We start from the raw sequence: 17709 nt of genomic DNA, 5'->3' as shown, positions 1-17709 counted from the left end.
CAGATGCTTGTTTTTGATCAAGTCGATTATTATTACCGGAGGGGGCATCCCGTTCTCCGTCAAATCAGCTTCGAAATTCACCAAGGAGAATTCATTTCCATCATTGGAGGGAACGGAAGCGGAAAGTCCACGCTCGCCAAGTTAATGAACGGGCTGCTGCAGCCAAGAGAAGGACAAATAAAGCTGGATTATTTGAATACCCTGAACTATGACGATCTGGGGAAGATTCGTGAACTGGTCGGACTGGTTTTTCAAAATCCTGAAGATCAATTCATCACGACATCTGTTCTGGATGAAGTCGTCTTCGGGTTGGAGAATTTGCGCGTACCCAGAGATGAAATGGCCCATCGGGTGAATGAGGCTCTAAAAGCCGTTCATATGGAAGATTATGCGGAAGCGATGCCGCATCAATTGTCAGGCGGTCAGAAACAGCGGGTCGCAATTGCGGCCGTTTTGGCGATGCGACCTTCTATTCTGATATTTGATGAAGCAACCTCCATGTTGGATCCACAGGGGAGAAGTGACATCCTTGATGTGATGCATACCCTTCACCGGCAAGGCATGACGATTATCCATATCACTCATCACATGGAAGAGATTCTTTCAGCTGATCGCGTTCTGCTTCTAAGCAAAGGAGAATTTGCTTTCGACGGAACGCCGTCCGTCTTGTTCAGTAGCGTATCCATGACCGAACATCGGTTGGCTCTTCCTTTTGCGGCAAGGCTGCATCAAGCGCTAGGGTTGGACACCCCTTTGAGCGCGGACTGGAAGGAGACGATCACCACCTTATGGCCTATGAGTTAAATGACGTAAGTGTAAGGATTAACGATGAAGAAATTCTTCAATCAGTGAGCTGTACCCTTCAGGAGGGGAAATGGATTTCGATCATTGGCCAAACCGGAGCCGGAAAGTCCACCTTTGCTAAAGTGATGAAAGGGCTGATTCCTTTCTATAGCGGCGAATATACGCATAATCGGCAACCTCTGCCGAGGGACTGTAAAGGAAATATAAAGGTAGTTCCGCAGATCGGATATGTGTTTCAGTTTCCGGAGCACCAGATTTTTGAAACGACGGTTTATAATGAACTGGCCTTTGCTCCCAAAATGAAGGGAGAATCACCAGAAAAGCTGGAGGAAGCCATCCAGATGGTTATGGGACAGATGGGACTCTCCGAAGAACTTCTCCAGGAGAAGCCGTTCCAGCTCAGCGGGGGACTTAAGCGTCTTGTCGCTATCGCTTCCGTGCTGATTGCAGAACCTGAGCTGCTTATTCTGGATGAGCCGACTGCCGGGCTTGATCCCATAAGCAGGACGGCGCTGCTGAAGCAGCTCAAAGCATGGCAGGGGGAAAAGAACCGGACGGTGCTTTTCATCTCTCATCAGTTAGAGGATGTTGCCGAATATTCGGACGAGGTTATGATCTTTAAAAGGGGACGTTTATTGGTACATTTGGATGCGAATGAACTGTTTCTGAAGCGTATGGAGCTCATGGAGCAAGCCGGACTGCTTTTACCGGAGCCTATACAGCTCTTAAAAATGATTGAGGCGTTATCCGGCCGGATTCTTGAGCCTGCGAGCTGTAGGGAAGAAGATATTATGCAGCAGGTAAGGTTAACTTGGCAGTCACGAGGTCTTCAAAATGGCGGATAATATCCTACTGGGTCAGTATATAAATTCAGGCTCGATGGTCCACCGCCTTGACCCCCGAACCAAGCTCTTAAGCGTTCTTACCTTCACGCTTTGCTGTCTTATACTCAAAACGTATGGCGGATATGTTGCGGCCACTTTCCTTGTAGGAGGACAACTGCTGCTGTCCGGAGTTCCGGCTCATATGTTTTTTAGAGGATTAAAGCCGATTGTTCTCATTTTGTCTTTTACCTTTGTATATCATCTCTTATTTACCAAAGGAGCACCACTCTGGCCGGGTTCAATCGTTAAAGTGTCACAAGAAGGGATAGAGAATGGAGTCTTCGTTGTCTGGCGTGTTCTGTTGCTTGTTTCGCTTGCTTCGGTCCTGACATTGACAACAAAACCGCTGGATCTGGCAAAAGGTTTGGAACAACTGTTTAAGCCGCTATCTAGTTGGGGGGTTCCGGTAGAAGCTTTTGCACTGATGCTCGTGATTGCAATCCGCTTCATCCCAACGATTACCCTAGAGCTGGATCGCATTATTCTGGCACAAAAGGCCAGAGGGTTTGATATCATGGCTGCCAAAGGTCATAAGCGGGCGTTTGCTTATTTTTCGTTAGTAATCCCGTTACTTATAACGACGATTCAGCGGGCGGAGCAGCTGTCTATGACGATTGATACAAGAGCTTATGGGAACGGAAAGGGCCGTACTTCATATAGAGTGCTGAAATTTTCGCGGATGGATTATGCAGCCGGCGGAGTGATGCTTTCATTCGTTCTACTGATCCTTTACCTGTAGCGTAGTTATCGAACTTGATCACCTTATCGGAGGATTGCCTATGAAATGGAGTACCCGAATAACCGATATGCTGAAGATCCAATACCCAATCCTTCAAGGTGGACTGGCTTATCTGGCTTATGCTGATCTTGCCGCTGCGGTCTCCAATGCCGGCGGTTTCGGACAGATTACAGCGATGAGCCTTCCGGATGCCCAGGCTTTGAGGAGGGAACTCAGGCGTACAAAAGGCTTAACCGACAAACCTTTTGGTGTTAACTTTTCCATTGGCATGCATCGGAATGACCACATGCAGATGGTTCAGGCCGCCATGGAAGAGGGAATACCTGCGGTTACGATTACAGGCGGTAATCCAGCCCCCATATTGGAGATGCTTAATTCTACACCGATTCATACCCTGGTGTTGGTCTCGTCCCGGGCACAGGCGCAAAAAGCAGAGCGGCTCGGTGCATCTGCAGTCATTGTTGTCGGACATGAGGGAGGAGGCCACGTAGGCCGTGACGAAGTAGGGACTATCGTGCTTGTTCCGGAAGTAGTCGACGCGGTTCGAATACCTGTCATCGCTTCGGGTGGAATCGGGGACGGCCGCGGCTGGATGGCTGCCCACGCTCTCGGTGCCGAGGGAATACAGATGGGAACGCGGTTTATCGCTACCCAGGAGTGTAGGAACGCTTCGATCGTCTATAAGAATGCGATGCTAGAGGCGGGATCCGCAAATACCGTTGTACTCAAACGTTCCATAGGTCAGCCTGCGAGAGCGCTCTGGAGCCCCTTGACTGAGAAGATTTTGAAAAGCGAGATTGCCGCGCCAGGGCATGTAGCGTTTAAAAACGAAATCAGTGGGAAAGCCAATAAACGCCTGCTTTATGATGGCTCTATAGAAGAAGGATTCGGATGGGCAGGGCAAGTCACTGGTTTGATTAAAGATGTTCCAACCGTCTCTGGCTTAATCGAACGAATGGTTCGAGAGGCGGAGGATATAAGATGCAAATGGGGCAACCTGAGTTGAAGATCGAACCACCGGAAGGACCTCAAAAAAACATGATATTACTGTAAGGGAGTAAGTATTTATGGGTTGGACTAACAGGCAGGATAGTTCAACAATTTCGCGAATACCCTTAGGATAGACTTTTTTACGAATTTCGTAAAAAAGACGTTAAGTGAAATAGACTTAAGGGTTACAATAAAACAAAAAACGAGGACAACTATATGACCACAATTTCATGTACCAAGAAATTATTCGACTACAGTAATCTGCCTCAATCCCCCGTGCCGGAAATAGGGTATGATCCTTTATTGGGTTGGCATGCTCATATTTATCGTGGAGGAAAGAAAAATTGCTTAATCATAATGAATGATTTAACAAGATATCAGATTTTATTATATGGAGTTAAGAAAGAACATTTTAGAAATTTTGAAGATGTATTCCTTTCTAATTTAGAGATGAATTTAAAGGCGGATCATTTTTCTAGAGAGATAATTACTGATTACATAAGTAAATTGGGAAATCTAATTTATACAAAAACTCATAATAGGAGCATTTTAGGTTCAATTAATGATCAGGCGCTTATTTCAACTCATTGGATTGAACGTTATCTGCCATCTGATGAATTGAATATTAATGAATTTAATAAAAGAATGAATGACTCGATAATTTTAAAGATTAAAGAAAGTGTACCTAGAATAGCAATGCAGAATGCTTTGAATGTATAACTGTAAGAAATCTACTTCACAACACCATATTCACGCTTCGGGCCATTCGGCCCTCGGTCCGGCGGGAAGTTAGAAGTTGATTCGAAGAGGCATTTCGGTAGCAATGAAGCAAATTCAGCCGACACACTCGTACCACCTAACCGCATCGCGGCCGGTCACTTCGTGACCTTAAGGTGGTGGGGCGTCGTGAATACAAGAACGTTAGATGAAATCCCTAAGTCATTTAAATAACCAGAATAATAATTAAGTCCCAATTCAGGATGTGACATGTTAAATGAGAACAATAATAATAGCTATGAAATTCATTATCTCGACTATCCTATTTTGTAGTTGTACCTCATTAAAACAACAAGAAACGATAATTGCTGAAACCAATAACAGTAAGCCTAGTATTGAAAAAATCAATGAAGTATATGAGATTAGACAACGTATTCATGCAGATATGCCTGAATTTACATATGAAATATTTGGCTATCGAGATGAAATCTTAAACCACGCGTCTAAAATAGTAATTTTTAGAAATGATTCTAATGAAATTTTGCAACAAATTAACTTTGAAGAAACGGAAACGCCTGATGACGAAAGTTTTGGATTTGTGATAGAGGATATGAATTTTGATGGTTATCTTGACATTAGAATACAAATTGATACACCTGCAGCTCCCAATATTTCATACTATTGCTGGATATGGGATAGGTCTACTTCAAGGTTTATAGAAAACTTGGATCTTGAGTCAATAACCTCACCGGAATTTGACTCGAAGAATAAAATAATCACTTCATTCGGAAGAGCGAGTGCAGCAGAACATTTTACTGAAACATATAAATATATGGCCGGAATCCCAACACTAATGAAGAAAATAACTGAAATTATTGATGACAAGGATATTGTCCACTATATTGTTGAAGAAAGACTAAATAATAAAATTCAGGTTACTAAGAAATATGATGAACCATTAACACAGTGACAAGTATTTCTTCGAAGTCAGAACTTCATCTAACAACAAATTCACGTTACGGGTCATTCGTCCCTCGGTCCGGCAGGAAGTTAGAAGTTGATTCGAAGATGCCATTGGCAGTAGCAAGGAAGTAAATTCAGCTAGACACATCCGCACCGAATAACTGTGTAAGCGTAGCCGGCGACTTCGTCGCCTTAAGTCGATGGGACGTCGTGAATACAAGAACGTTAGGTGACATTACCGAAAATCGAAATTGGAGGTCTCTATGAAATTTATATATCTCTTATTACTTTTTGCTTTATTCCTTACAGGATGTAACTCTTATTCAGCTGAGGAAGCTAAGAAAAACGGTGATATTATTACTGGTCCTCCAGGAGAAATAAACTTTGAAAAGATCGATAAATTCATAGAAGACATAGAGAATGATCATGAAAGTAAGATCAGAATAACTAGTTATTCTGAAGAGGGAGATCCAATTCTAAATGATATAGTATACAAAAATGGCGTAATAGAATATACCTATGATAGTTCAAGAGATAAGCATGGTGGAAAAGATAAAGGAAAGTATAAAACTCAATGCAAGAAGATTGAAACAAGAGAAATCACTGGAGAGGGCGAAAAAGATAGGACCGAATATATATTGACTGAATGTAAAAAAATAATAGGAATACATGACTCAGACAAGGAAGAAATTTTCATATTAAGTAAATGGAAGTGATTTGGTCGTAAAGCGCTAGAGTCGTTAACGGGTCTGTCAATAATTTTGTGTAAACTCTTTAAAGCACATATTCCCCCGAGGGGGAAAGCGATTCTAACGTAGGTGATGACCGACCCGATCTGGGAAAAAGACCGAAAGCTGAAGCAGCATTTGTCCCCAGTTTTGGACGCGGCCTGTCCATTTGCGGGTGACGTCGATGGTGGCGAGATAGAGCATTTTAAGCAAGGCCTCATCCGTAGGGAAAATGCTTTTTCCCTTCGTCACTTTACGCAACTGGCGGTGGTAACTCTCAATCATATTTGTCATGTAGATAAGTTTGCGGATTTCAGGGGGGTACTTGAAAATGGTAGCGAGTTCCTCCCAATTATTCCGTCAGGAACGGATAATAAGTGGATATTTGGCTCCCCACATCTCTTCAAAACGGTCGAGTTCGTAGCTGCCTTGTAGATGGGCTTTAAATCGGCAGTAACCTTCTTAATATCTTTGTATGAAACGTACCGAGTTGAGCTGCGAATTTGGTGGATAATACACTTTTGAATTTCGGTTTGAGGATAGCAAGCTGCAATCGCTTGAGAGAACCCAGACAGGTTATCCATGCAGATGATGAGAATGTCTTGAACCCCGCGATTTTTAATTTCATTCAAGACACTAAGCCAAAACTTAGAAGACCCGTTCTCGCCGATCCCACATGCCCAGTACATCTTTGTTTCCGTCCAGATCGATGCCAATAACCATGTAGGCGGCCTTGTTGATGATGGCCCCATCTTTCTTGACTTTGAAGTGGATCGCATCCAGATAGACTACTGCGTAGACCCCTTGCAGAGGCCGATTCTGCCACTCATTAATTAGAGGAACGATCTTATTGGTGACATTTGAAATGAGTGTAGGAGAGACTTCAATTCCATACATTTGGTGTAGATGATCCAGGATTTCTCTTGTGCTGACTCCTTTTGCATACAGAGCCACAAACTGCTCTTCAATTCCAGTGACGTTCGATTGATGGTTCTTGACTACGAGAGGCTCAAACTCACCAAGGCGGTCCTGTGGAATAACGATTTCCTGCTCTCCGTACTCACAAGAAGAGCCCTGCTAAAGTGCCAAATGCGGAAGCGGAGGATAACGTTCCCATGGAGGCTGCATTCCTGTCCAGCACTTCCTGCAATTTGAACTATCACGGTCCATACTGCAAAAGAGATGAAGTTGCTAATCGAATCGAGGAGGTCTTCTGATAAGAATCGACATTCATGGTTTTGACAGTAGTCTCAGGGAATGAGAAAATATTGTTTTGTAGATGAGAGAAGTTGAGTGAAAACAGACACATATTAGTGAAGAATTAAAAAAATAATTTGGAGGCATATCAATGAATCAGCGTTTTCGAATAACCCGTTCGATGCAAGAAAACAATGCGGAGCAATCCATCTCTTTAGAAGAGTGCATACATTACTTTGCATCCAAACCTGACTTTACATACTCACAGGTTTTTACCGTTAAAGGAACAGATAGTATCATGTCTATCGATGGAGACTTTTTTATGTGGAAGCATGCGGAAGTGGAAATTCCTTTCCGGCTTTACATGGGAGATTTATATGTAGCTCTTTCAAACGAAGCTATAGTTCCCAAAATGATTGAAATTGCAACAGATCTGCGAGCTGATGTGGTGGAAGGGTAAGAAAAGCCCGTTTTTCCGGGCTCTTCTTTTTTATTTGCCCAGAGGCAAATAAAAGTTCTCTCTGGATGTGCGGAAATAGAGGGTAACTGGCACTAATTATGGGCAGTATAAGCGTAATCTCTCTTGTAAACCTTCTAAGAGTTCTTCTGGCACTTCCCTGACCTTGATATCCCCACCTAGGAAAAGCAGCCAATTGGTTATTTCGGTCAATTCTTCAGGCTTATTAATATTGATAAAAGTCTTTAGAATGGCTGTGGTTTGGTAAGGACTCGTATAGGAAATTGATACTTTTATAGGATGGTATTTTCTGAATTGGGCAATCGCTTTTGGACCAAGTTCAAGGACAAGGTTAATTACTTCTTCCTGCTTACTTAGTTTTTCTAAAATCTTTTTCTTACTTAATCTTTTTTCCGCCCTATAGGGTTTAACATCGGTGAGATGGTCGACAGAAAAAATCTGCTTCTTTTCTTCCTTTAGGTCAAAACCTTCAATCAGCCAAAGGCTTTTTTCACGATAAAGGTGCAAGAGATAAATGGGATAAGACTTTATTTCCTTCTCTTCTTCGATACTAATTAATAAATAGCTATCCATAAGAAGGATTTGGATCAGTTTTTCTAACATGGGATGGGGGAGGTCTGAAAGATCAAGCAGGTCGGGGTTATTGGGGTTAGTCCCTTCAAAAAGCAAGATTTGATTTAAAAGAGAAAGGTCATCTTGCTGGTTTTCTGAGATGAGACCTAGTAATTTTTCAGCTAAAGACTGTCGACTCTTTAGATAGGGGAGTTGTTGATTTCTTGTGGCCATAAAGGCAATAAAAAGAGCTTTGACCTCATTATCGGTAAAGCGAACAACAGGAAGGACAGAGTTGCGCATGACAAAATAACCCCCATCCCTTCCAACTTCTGCGACAAGTGGCATCCCCATGGCCTCAATTTCTCTGATATCCCTAATAGCTGTCGAACGGGAGATGTTAAATTCCCGCATGATTTCAGAAATGGTAAAGTGGGCGCGATTGTTGATATACCGCATGATGATATTAATCCGTTCAACTTTTTTCATCGGGACTCCTAAACAGTGTCATTTTTTGACATGATTTAAGGCTATCATATACTTATCAAGTGAAGAAGACAAATCATTTGATTAATTCTAAAATGAGAGGAAGTTTTGGAATATGGCAGATTATACTCTAGAAGAAAAAGACAGCTTTATCGTTATAGGAATAGGAACTGAGCTTAAGAGCGACTACACAGATTATGCTGGTATAAACAAGGAAAAGGCAGATTTTTGGCAGGCTGTTAGCCAGGATGGAACACTTGAAGCTTTAAAGGCTATGGCCACAAATGACTACATTTTTGCCGTGAACGAAGCGGTTAATAACAAAATGATGCATTATGCAGGCGTCATGACAGAGGAGACAGCACCAGAAGAAGCTAGAGTTATCCAATTTCCTAAGGGAGATTATCTGGTTGTTAAAGGGGAAGGGAAGACGGCTGATGAATTAAATAACAAGCTCGCTGGCATTGCCTTTGGTCAAGCCTTACCGGAGGCAAAGAATTTTGCCTATGTCGGCGGGCCGAATACAACGGTTGAGATGGGGCAGCGAAACGGTTTAGTTATTGGTGAAATGTGGATTCCTGTTGTAAGCAAATAAGAGAGAATATACTTTTAGGAGGGATAGAAATGTCCTATATCGTTGATTTTAAAAATGTGTCTACGGTTGGTTTAGAGTCTTCACCTGTAGTAGATGCGCTTGCTGGCTTACGTGCTAATGAAGCCCGTTATTTTATGAACAAATACAAACATGAATTTACGGTTGTACCCGCTAGCGAAAGCCAGGAGACTCTTGATTATGTGAACCGAATTTTGAAAGAAGGACGTGATATAGAGTTTTCGGCCAAACCTCTAGAAACGTCGCGTTTTCAAGTGGAAAACATCCAATTTGCCTACGTTTTTTATGAGGATGGTCTTGCGCTCAACGTCATGTATACGGTGGATGACCCTAAGAAACGGGCCGTTGGCTTTAAGCTTTCTGAGGGGATGGAGGTACCAAAAGAGTTAGAAGAGAAGTTTAAGTTTGCTAGGCAGAAGTCTAAACTAGCTGGAACGATTCGGGGTTCGTTTTTTGTAATCAAAAAAGAATATTAAAGTAAGTTCTAATATGAAAAGCCTTTGCGCCGCCCCCAGTAGTGGGGGCTATTAGCCATGCAATCTATGCTAGTATGCCGCAAGAGAATGTAGCGTACGTGAATATTGTTTAATAATCGCGGAAATCAAATCTTGTCAAATGTTTTTTTCTCAACTTAATGGTTAGGAGAGATATTGAATGAGTTCATTGGTTCTCGGCTTCCAGGAAATCGAAAGAACGCAGCTTTACCTCGTGGGCGGAAAAGGTTTTAATCTAGGGGAATTATCAAAAATTGAAGGAATACGAGTACCTGAAGGATTTTGTGTTTCAACAGCGGGATATCAAAAAGCCATCGGACAAAACGAAACGTATCATGCTTTGTTGGATCGACTAACCATGCTAAAAGTAAAAGAACGAGATCAAATTGGTGAAATCAGCAGAAAGATTCCCCGTTTGGTGATGAACTTGGCTTTGCAGTTCGTTCTAGTGCGACTGCTGAAGATTTACCACATGCCTCTTTTGCTGGCCAACAAGACACCTATTTAAATATCATCGGCGTCGATGCCATCATGCAGCATATCAGCAAATGTTGGGCTTCCTTATTTACGGAACGCGCGGTAATTTACCGAATGCAAAATGGATTTGACCACAGTCAAGTTTATTTATCGGTTATCGTTCAAAGGATGGTTTTCCCGCAGGCTTCAGGGGTTTTATTTACCGCTGATCCGATTACTTCTAACCGAAAGTTGCTATCCATCGATGCCAGTTTTGGACTTGGAGAAGCACTTGTTTCTGGCTTGGTATCTCCCGATTGTTATAAAGTACAGGAAGAGGAAATCGTCGATAAGAGGATATCAACCAAAAAACTGGCTATCTATGGACGGAAAGAAGGCGGAACAGAGATCCAGCAGATCGATCCAGATCAGCAAAAGAAGCAAACCCTTACTGAACAACAAATTTTACAACTAGCACGCATAGGGAGACAGATCGAAGCTTATTTTGGTTGCCCACAAGATATCGAATGGTGTTTGGTTGATGATACCTTTTATATTGTCCAGAGTCGGCCAATCACTACGTTATACCCGATCCCTGAAGCGAATGTTCAGGACAATCACGTTTACGTATCTGTTGGTCATCAACAAATGATGACCGATCCCATCAAACCATTGGGAATGTCAATATTCCAGTTAACCTCTTTTGGACCCAGGTTTAAAGCTGGTGGAAGGTTATTTGTTGATGTTACACATTTGTGGCTTCCTCTGATAGCAGAGAAATGTTATTAAATACCTTTGGTCAACACGAACCGCTCCTAAAAGACGCAATTATGACCATAATAGAGCGAGATTTTATAAAATTGTTACCAAGTAGGGAAGAACCGAGTCCTGGTAAAAACAATAAAGGTACGTCCTCTTCAGGTCTTCAAGCCCCAATCGACAATGATCCGACAATCGTATCCGATTTGATTAATAATAGTCAAACATCAATAGATGCGTTAAAGCAAAATATTCTAGCAAAATCAGGAACAGATTTATTGGATTTTGTCCTGGAAGATATACAGGAGTTAAAGAAAATTTTATTCGACCCACAAAGTTCTGCTGTGATTATGGCTGCTATGAATGCTTTATTATGGATCAATGAAAAAATGGATGAGTGGTTAGGTGAGAAAAACGTAGCAGATACGCTTTCTCAATCTGTACCAAACAATATTACTTCGGAAATGGGTCTGGAGCTATTGGATGTCGCAGATGTGATTCGTCCTTATCCAGAAATCATTGATTATTTACAACATGTAAAAGATGATCACTTTTTGGATGGAATCGTTAAGATTGATGGTGGACAGGAAACTTTAGACGCTATCCATGTTTTTCTCAATAAATACGGAATGCGATGTGCCGGAGAAATCGATATTACTAAAACCCGTTGGAGCGAAAAACCAACTACACTTGTCCCGATGATTCTCAGCAACATCAAAAACTTAGAGCCTAATGCTAGCCATCGGAAATTTGAGCAAGGGCGACAGGAAGCTTTGAAAAAAGAACAAGAGTTATTAGATCGATTGAAGCAATTACCGGATGGTGAAGAAAAAGCCAAAGAAACAAAAGGAATGATCGACCTAATCCGGAATTTCAGCGGGTATAGAGAATATCCAAAATACGGGATGATTAATCGCTACTTCGTTTATAAGCAGGCTTTACTGAAAGAAGCTGATCGACTCGTACAAGCGGGCGTTATTCATGAAAAAGAAGATATATACTATCTTACTTTTGAGGAACTTCACGAAGTCGTACACACAAATAAACTAGATTACCAGATCATCAGCAAACGAAAAGAAGAGTACAAATGTTATGAAAAACTAACTCCACCACGTGTTATCACGTCTGGTGGTGAAATCATTGCAGGTAAGTACAAACGAGAAAATCTCCCAGCGGATGTTATTGTAGGTCTACCTGTTTCTTCCGGAGTGATAGAGGGACGAGCGCGAGTCATTTTAAACATGGAAGATACTGATCTGAAAGATTCGATTTACTATCAGTAATACTGTCAACAATCGGATTCGGTGGGGTAGTGTTTGGTTTCAGCAAAGCGGGGGAAGGAGAGGGGGGCTGGACCAGCGCGGTTGTGGTCGCTTCCATTATCATTGGGCTGATAGCGCTCGTATTGTTTGCGTTGCGTCAAAATGTTATGCGCGAACCGATGATGAACTTGCGCGTATTCAAGTACCCGATGTATATCGTTGGATTGGTTCTGGTGCTGGCGTGTATGATGATCATCTTGTCGAGTATGATTATTCTGCCGATGTTCCTGCAGAACGGTATGGGGCAAACTGCATTCGCCGCCGGCCTCATGCTGCTGCCTGGCAGCGCGCTGAACGGCAGCGCGCTGAACGGCATTCTATCGCCGCGTATGGGTCGTTTGTTCGACAAATATGGGCCGAGAGGGCTTGTGATTTCGGGTCTCGTTATCGTTGCGGTAGCGTTATGGTTTTTCTCCGATATATCGATCGTGTCTTCGGTGGCTTTCCTCGTGACGCTTCATATCGGACTCATGGTAGGCATCTCTATGGTATGGATGCCTGCGCAAACGAATGGTCTGAACCAGCTGCCGCCTGAGCTTTATCCGCACGGTACGGCAATCATGAATACGTTGCAGCAGGTTGCGGGTGCTATCGGCACGGCCGTCGCTATCAGTATACTTACAGGCGGCATGCAGAGATACTTGCATGGTTCCTCTGCACCGACTGAACAGGTCGAATTAGCAAAAGCACTCACTTTCGGATCTCAGAACGTGTTCACATTCGCGATGATCATTACATTGATCGGCCTCACCACGGCATTCTTCATCCGCCGCGTTATAGTAAACCACGAGATGACGCATTCTTCGCATTAACGTTCCCCGGGAGCTTCTTCATTTTTCATCTGAAACAGCAGCGACGGACCAAGACTTTTACGTCTTAGTCCGCCGCTGTTTTATTTGTATAGGCAAGTTAATCGCTCCCGTACTATTCACAATTTCTCTCAACCAGTCCGGTGAAGGTAATTATTTTATAAGGGAAAAAATGATAATTATTAGAATTAATTAGTGCAAACAGCTGTTGTAAAAATGCAATTTTAGCAGTACGGAAAAAATATTTTATTTTTTTTTAGATATTTATTAAAAAACCGAATACACAATCTGCACGACTTTGTATAATTCGCCGAATATGAAAGGCTACTCCAAGTTATTTTTATAACTCTAAAATAAAGAAGGATGAAATGGTGTGGTTATTTTGCGACTGTTACTGCCAACCCGTAGAGGAAAAACCAGAGACGGATTTCACTTATCCAATCCGGCATGGTTAATAATCATTGAGTAAAATATGCGCTTAAAAAGAGTGCGCTCAAAAGAGAAAGTCGCAAAATAACTACAGAAAAAAGCCTTAATTTAGAGCTATTTCGGGGCTATTGACCCGACTTTTTTTCTATAATACGATGACGGTGTGAAATGTTTCACAAGTCATTGAGCCATATGAAGCAACAAATTATTTTTTTTGCCACAGAAGTGAAAACATTCACATATGAGGGAGTGGAGTAAATGACAAAAGTAATTTCAGCCGTAAAAGCAGCGGAACTAATTAAAGATGGAGACACCGTTGCAGCCAGCGGGTTTGGATTATCATGCTGGGCAGAAGAGATGGGGATAGCCATTGAAGATCGCTTCCTGCAGACAGGACAACCAAAAAATTTGACAGTAATGCACGCCAGTGCAGTCGGCAACCGCCGTGACAAAGGAATGAGCCATTTAGGTTATGAAGGATTAATTAAGCGGTGGATTGGCGGAATTGCAATTGCCTCTCCAGGGATGGCAAAGCTTATCGAAGAAGACAAATGTGAAGCGTACAATTTGCCCCAAGGTGTAATTACTCAGCTATACCGCGAAATTGCAGCTAAACGTCCTGGTGTGATCACCAAAGTAGGCATGGAGACGTTTGTAGATCCTCGGGTCGAAGGCGGAAAAATGTCCCCATCTACGAAGGAAGACATTGTAAAGGTTATCGAATTAGAGGGCGAAGAGTGGTTATTCTACAAATCTTTCCCTATTAATATCGGCTTAATCCGTGGAACCGTGGCTGATGAGAATGGCAATTTGACTCTTGAAAAAGAAGGTCTGCATATGGAGGTTCTCCCTATCGCTCAGGCGGTTCGCAACTCGGGAGGCATTGTTATCGCCCAGGTCGAGACGGTCGCGAAGCGTGGTACTCTTAATCCTAAAGATGTTAAAGTACCGGGGATTTTAGTAGATTATATTGTTGTTTCTAAACCCGAGAATCACTACCAGACAGAGAATACTCACTATAATCCGGCATTCTCCGGTCATGTGAAAGTACCTACTGGGTCTATTGAATCCCTACCGCTGGATGAGCGAAAAATCATTTCCCGCCGAACCGCAGTAGAGCTTCAACCAAATACAATCTTGAATCTCGGGGTTGGAATTCCGGTTAATGTTGCAAACATAGCAGCAGAAGAGGGAGTAAGCGACCAGCTGATATTGACAACTGAGGCAGGTTCAATTGGCGGTGTTCCCGCTGGGCTGAAAGATTTCGGTCATGCTTATAACTCTGAGGCCATTGTAGATCATGATTCGCAGTTCGATTTCTATGATGGCGGCGGAATCGATTTATCTGTCCTTGGCTTAGCTCAAACGGACGAATTCGGTAACGTTAATGTCAGCAAATTTGGAACTCGTGTCGCTGGATGCGGTGGGTTCATTAATATCTCTCAAGCTGCCAAAAAGCTTGTGTTCGCGGGCACGTTCACTGCTGGCGGACTGGAGATTAAGGTTGAAGACGGAAAATTGCAGATACTTCAAGAAGGAAAAGCCAAGAAATTCATTAAGAAGGTGCAACAAATCACTTTCAGTGGTTCATATGCCGCCAAAGTAAAACAACCAGTTGTATATGTTACTGAGCGCGCAGTATTCGAACTGCAGGATGGAATAGTTACTCTTACTGAAATAGCACCAGGTGTTGATTTGCAAACTCATATTCTGGATCAAATGGAATTTGAACCGGCTATCTCACCAAATCTCAAAGAAATGGACCCAGCCATGTTTCAGGAAAACTGGGGGAACCTGAAGTCCATTATTGCCGAGAAAAACCGGATTTTATTAGAAGTACAGTAATCATTTATAAATGCTATAAACCATAGAGAGGGATGATGACATGAATGTAAAGTTGAATCGGTGGAGGATATTGATCGCATCAACGATCATTAATATCTGTGTAGGTGCAGTATACGCATTCAGTATTTTCGCACTGCCATTAACCAAAGTATTTGATGTTACTATGCCGGATATTATGTTGGCCTTTACGATTAACGCGGCTATAGCTCCAATTCCAATGATCCTGGGAGGGAAATTGGTGGATAGAGGTGGAGCCAAGACGGCCATATTCATTGGCGGTGCCATGTTTGGGCTTGGATTTATTCTTTCCGGATTGGCAACCGCACCTTGGATGCTGTATATCACATACGGTGTAATTACCGGAGTGGGTCAAGGAATTGTGTATTCAGCTACGATTGGTAACACCGTTAAGCTGTTCCCGGATAAAAGAGGATTGGCAGTAGGAATTGTTACAGCGGGATATGGCGGTGGAACCATCGTTATCGCACCTATAGCTAACGCGTTAATTAGCGGTAATGGTGTTCAACCTGCACTGATTACGCTCGGTGCTGCATTCTTGGTAGTCATTCTAAGCCTTGCTCTACTCATTAAACCATCCCCGGTCGGTTATATCCCTGAGGGCTGGACGCCTCCGGCTGCTGCTTCTAAGGGTGGAGTTAATGTCCAATGGCATGAAATGATTAAGAAGCCATTATTCTATGTGATTGCCTGCCTGTTCTTAATCGGTGCATTGTCAGGAATGATGGTAACAGCCAATGCTTCCGTAATCGGCCAGAAAATGTTTGGTCTTACAGCCGCAGCCGCAGCATTGTATGTAAGTTTATACTCTCTCAGTAACTGTATAGGTCGTATATTCTGGGGAGCAGTGTCCGATAAGATTGGACGTGTAAAATGTCTGCTCATGATCTACCTGGTCATTGCTAGCATGATGTTGACCATAGCTTTGTCTACAACAGTAGCCGGTTTTGCGGTAGCTATCGTAGGGATTGGCTTATGCTTCGGCGGAACCATGGGAATATTCCCTTCTATTGTGGGCGAGAAATTTGGTATGAAATATTACGGTGTGAACTATGGTGTAACTTTTATCGGTTATTCAGGGGCCGCATTCTTCGGACCGAGAATTGCCGGTAAGGTTGCAGCAGCTAATGACGGAATGTTCACGAATGCTTTTTATATCGCCTTGGTGATCTCCTTGGTTGGTTTTGCCTTAACCTTTGTCTTCAAAGCAATGGAAAAACAACAGCCTAAACCGGAAGCTACCAAAGCTGCATAGGAAACTTATTAAAGGTTTGCAATCAGAATATGGAGGTTTTTAAGAATGTCAATCACAAAACTATTAGGTATTAAATATCCAATTTTCCAAGGTGGTATGGCTCAAATCGCCGTTTCTCCTCTAGTAGGTGCTGTTTCTAATGCGGGAGGACTCGGCATAATCGGTTCAGGCGGATTTACTGCTGATCGTCTTCGTGACGAGATTCGGAAGGCCAAAGCAAGCACCAATAAACCGTTTGCTGTAAATTTAATGTTGATGATGAACAATATCCCTGAACTTATTCAGGTAATTATAGAAGAAGGCGTGAAGATTGTTACCACTGGTGCAGGAACTCCTGCCCCTTACATGACAACTTTTAAAGAGAATGGCATTATTGTAATACCGGTAGTACCTTCTGTAAAAATCGCCAAGAAGATGGAAGCATTAGGCGTTGATGCAATTGTTGCTGAGGGAACAGAAGCAGGCGGACATGTGGGTGAGACAACGACGATGGCCCTTCTGCCTCAAGTAGTTAGTGCAGTTTCCATTCCGGTTATTGGAGCCGGCGGGATTGCGGATGGCCGCGGAGTCGCAGCTGCATTCGCTCTAGGAGCTCAGGGTGTTCAAGTCGGAACCCGTTTCTTAGCTACGGTTGAGTGCCCAACTCACGAGAACTTCAAGCAAGCAGTAATTACAGCTGATGATACGAGCACAACGGTTACTGGACGCAGTCTAGGTGGTCCTGTAAGAAGTATTAAGAATAGTATGATTGCTGAATTTCTTAAACTTGAAAATGAAAAGGCTTCTCGTGAAGAGTTAGAGAAACTAAGCTTGGGATCTTTACGCAGAGCCGTGTTTGAAGGAGACACTGACAATGGCTCGGTAATGGCCGGACAAATTTGTGGGATGGTTAATAAAATTACCACGGTTGAAGAAATGATTACTTCTATGTTTGAGGAAGCTCAAGAAGTGCTAGATAATATGGGTAAATTATCAGTTGTTGGTGCATAATTAAAGTATAATATAGACTAGCCAAGTGGTATCATTTACGTAATGATATCATTTGGCTTTTTTTCTAAATATTGAAGTGCTTTAACAAACTGCCCGGAATTCCTCTTCCTCAACCAAAGGTAGGTGGGGGATGGATAGGGCGGTCTTAATTTTTTCTTGCTTCAGAGCAACAAATAAAAAA

15 protein-coding genes and 3 pseudogenes are annotated in these 17709 nt (G+C 42.7%); 16 read left to right on the top strand and 2 right to left on the bottom strand.

Going from position 1 to position 17709, the window contains the following annotated elements:
* Positions 1-3: 3 nt before the first annotated feature.
* The 7 genes from J2T20_RS17530 to J2T20_RS17500 all read left to right on the top strand — a co-directional run bounded on the left by J2T20_RS17530 (position 4) and on the right by J2T20_RS17500 (position 5813).
* On the top strand, positions 4-804 hold the full coding sequence (locus J2T20_RS17530; RefSeq protein WP_307590537.1) for an energy-coupling factor transporter ATPase: 801 nt from the start codon (positions 4-6) through the stop codon (positions 802-804).
* Complete coding sequence (locus J2T20_RS17525) at positions 789-1649, top strand: ATP-binding cassette domain-containing protein (protein ID WP_307590535.1); 861 nt, start codon at positions 789-791, stop codon at positions 1647-1649. The genes J2T20_RS17530 and J2T20_RS17525 overlap by 16 nt, the downstream gene beginning before the upstream one ends.
* Positions 1639-2427 (top strand): energy-coupling factor transporter transmembrane component T family protein, encoded by a 789-nt coding sequence (locus tag J2T20_RS17520; RefSeq protein ID WP_307590533.1) that lies wholly within the window; start codon positions 1639-1641, stop codon positions 2425-2427. Before J2T20_RS17525 ends, J2T20_RS17520 begins: the two co-directional genes overlap by 11 nt.
* Positions 2428-2467: 40 nt before the next feature.
* On the top strand, positions 2468-3433 hold the full coding sequence (locus J2T20_RS17515; RefSeq protein WP_307590531.1) for an NAD(P)H-dependent flavin oxidoreductase: 966 nt from the start codon (positions 2468-2470) through the stop codon (positions 3431-3433).
* A gap of 200 nt (positions 3434-3633) precedes the next feature.
* Entirely contained in the window at positions 3634-4137 is a 504-nt protein-coding gene (locus J2T20_RS17510) for a DUF6933 domain-containing protein (protein WP_307590530.1), read from the top strand.
* A gap of 274 nt (positions 4138-4411) precedes the next feature.
* Positions 4412-5104: an XAC2610-related protein gene (locus J2T20_RS17505; protein WP_307590529.1), complete on the top strand. Its 693-nt coding sequence runs from the start codon at positions 4412-4414 to the stop codon at positions 5102-5104.
* A gap of 256 nt (positions 5105-5360) precedes the next feature.
* A complete protein-coding gene (locus J2T20_RS17500) occupies positions 5361-5813 on the top strand; it encodes a DUF4362 domain-containing protein (RefSeq protein ID WP_307590527.1) in 453 nt (150 codons plus the stop codon).
* Between the two features lie 93 nt (positions 5814-5906).
* Here J2T20_RS17500 and J2T20_RS17495 read toward each other — a convergent pair.
* A pseudogene (locus tag J2T20_RS17495) lies at positions 5907-6887 on the bottom strand (IS256 family transposase); the annotation flags it as partial.
* 286 nt (positions 6888-7173) lie between these two features.
* On the opposite strand from J2T20_RS17495, the gene J2T20_RS17490 reads away from it, so the two are divergent.
* Entirely contained in the window at positions 7174-7482 is a 309-nt protein-coding gene (locus J2T20_RS17490) for a hypothetical protein (RefSeq protein WP_307590525.1), read from the top strand.
* 96 nt (positions 7483-7578) lie between these two features.
* On the opposite strand, the gene J2T20_RS17485 is transcribed toward J2T20_RS17490, so the two are convergent.
* Positions 7579-8541 carry a helix-turn-helix transcriptional regulator gene (locus J2T20_RS17485; RefSeq protein ID WP_307590524.1) on the bottom strand — a complete coding sequence of 321 codons (963 nt, stop codon included), beginning with the start codon at positions 8539-8541 and terminating at the stop codon, positions 7579-7581.
* Positions 8542-8653: 112 nt separating this feature from the next.
* Between J2T20_RS17485 and J2T20_RS17480 the strand changes: the two genes are divergently transcribed.
* The 8 genes and pseudogenes from J2T20_RS17480 to J2T20_RS17445 all read left to right on the top strand — a co-directional run bounded on the left by J2T20_RS17480 (position 8654) and on the right by J2T20_RS17445 (position 17528).
* Positions 8654-9133, top strand: coding sequence for a GyrI-like domain-containing protein (locus J2T20_RS17480; protein WP_307590522.1), 480 nt, complete (start codon positions 8654-8656; stop codon positions 9131-9133).
* Between the two features lie 29 nt (positions 9134-9162).
* A complete protein-coding gene (locus J2T20_RS17475) occupies positions 9163-9627 on the top strand; it encodes a phage tail protein (RefSeq protein ID WP_307590520.1) in 465 nt (154 codons plus the stop codon).
* Positions 9628-9805: 178 nt separating this feature from the next.
* A pseudogene (locus tag J2T20_RS17470) lies at positions 9806-10890 on the top strand (PEP/pyruvate-binding domain-containing protein).
* A complete protein-coding gene (locus tag J2T20_RS17465; protein ID WP_307590518.1) occupies positions 10857-12143 on the top strand; it encodes a hypothetical protein in 1287 nt (428 codons plus the stop codon). The pseudogene J2T20_RS17470 and the gene J2T20_RS17465 overlap by 34 nt, the downstream one beginning before the upstream one ends.
* A pseudogene (locus J2T20_RS17460) lies at positions 12122-12994 on the top strand (MFS transporter); the annotation flags it as partial. The gene J2T20_RS17465 and the pseudogene J2T20_RS17460, both read left to right, overlap by 22 nt.
* A gap of 684 nt (positions 12995-13678) precedes the next feature.
* The gene (locus tag J2T20_RS17455; protein WP_307590516.1) at positions 13679-15265 is read left to right on the top strand and encodes an acyl CoA:acetate/3-ketoacid CoA transferase; all 1587 of its coding nucleotides are present in this window, start codon (positions 13679-13681) and stop codon (positions 15263-15265) included.
* A 40-nt stretch (positions 15266-15305) separates the two neighbouring features.
* A complete protein-coding gene (locus J2T20_RS17450; protein ID WP_307590514.1) occupies positions 15306-16538 on the top strand; it encodes an L-lactate MFS transporter in 1233 nt (410 codons plus the stop codon).
* A 45-nt stretch (positions 16539-16583) separates the two neighbouring features.
* Entirely contained in the window at positions 16584-17528 is a 945-nt protein-coding gene (locus tag J2T20_RS17445) for a DUF561 domain-containing protein (protein ID WP_307590513.1), read from the top strand.
* The last annotated feature ends 181 nt before the right edge of the window (positions 17529-17709 follow it).

The sequence above is a fragment of the Paenibacillus wynnii genome (assembly GCF_030812855.1).
Taxonomy (GTDB): Bacteria; Bacillota; Bacilli; order Paenibacillales; family Paenibacillaceae; genus Paenibacillus_AQ; species Paenibacillus_AQ wynnii_A.
The sequence above is the reverse complement of the archived record's forward strand: the minus strand, read 5'-3'. Positions and strand labels throughout refer to the sequence as shown.

Bases quoted from the DNA above. Each gene is read 5' to 3' on its own strand.
- J2T20_RS17530 (WP_307590537.1), top strand. From the start codon at position 4: ATGCTTGTTTTTGATCAAGTCGATTATTATTACCGGAGGGGGCATCCC.
- J2T20_RS17525 (WP_307590535.1), top strand. From the start codon at position 789: ATGGCCTATGAGTTAAATGACGTAAGTGTAAGGATTAACGATGAAGAA.
- J2T20_RS17520 (WP_307590533.1), top strand. From the start codon at position 1,639: ATGGCGGATAATATCCTACTGGGTCAGTATATAAATTCAGGCTCGATG.
- J2T20_RS17515 (WP_307590531.1), top strand. From the start codon at position 2,468: ATGAAATGGAGTACCCGAATAACCGATATGCTGAAGATCCAATACCCA.
- J2T20_RS17510 (WP_307590530.1), top strand. From the start codon at position 3,634: ATGACCACAATTTCATGTACCAAGAAATTATTCGACTACAGTAATCTG.
- J2T20_RS17505 (WP_307590529.1), top strand. From the start codon at position 4,412: ATGAGAACAATAATAATAGCTATGAAATTCATTATCTCGACTATCCTA.
- J2T20_RS17500 (WP_307590527.1), top strand. From the start codon at position 5,361: ATGAAATTTATATATCTCTTATTACTTTTTGCTTTATTCCTTACAGGA.
- J2T20_RS17490 (WP_307590525.1), top strand. From the start codon at position 7,174: ATGAATCAGCGTTTTCGAATAACCCGTTCGATGCAAGAAAACAATGCG.
- J2T20_RS17485 (WP_307590524.1), bottom strand. From the start codon at position 8,541: ATGAAAAAAGTTGAACGGATTAATATCATCATGCGGTATATCAACAAT.
- J2T20_RS17480 (WP_307590522.1), top strand. From the start codon at position 8,654: ATGGCAGATTATACTCTAGAAGAAAAAGACAGCTTTATCGTTATAGGA.
- J2T20_RS17475 (WP_307590520.1), top strand. From the start codon at position 9,163: ATGTCCTATATCGTTGATTTTAAAAATGTGTCTACGGTTGGTTTAGAG.
- J2T20_RS17455 (WP_307590516.1), top strand. From the start codon at position 13,679: ATGACAAAAGTAATTTCAGCCGTAAAAGCAGCGGAACTAATTAAAGAT.
- J2T20_RS17450 (WP_307590514.1), top strand. From the start codon at position 15,306: ATGAATGTAAAGTTGAATCGGTGGAGGATATTGATCGCATCAACGATC.
- J2T20_RS17445 (WP_307590513.1), top strand. From the start codon at position 16,584: ATGTCAATCACAAAACTATTAGGTATTAAATATCCAATTTTCCAAGGT.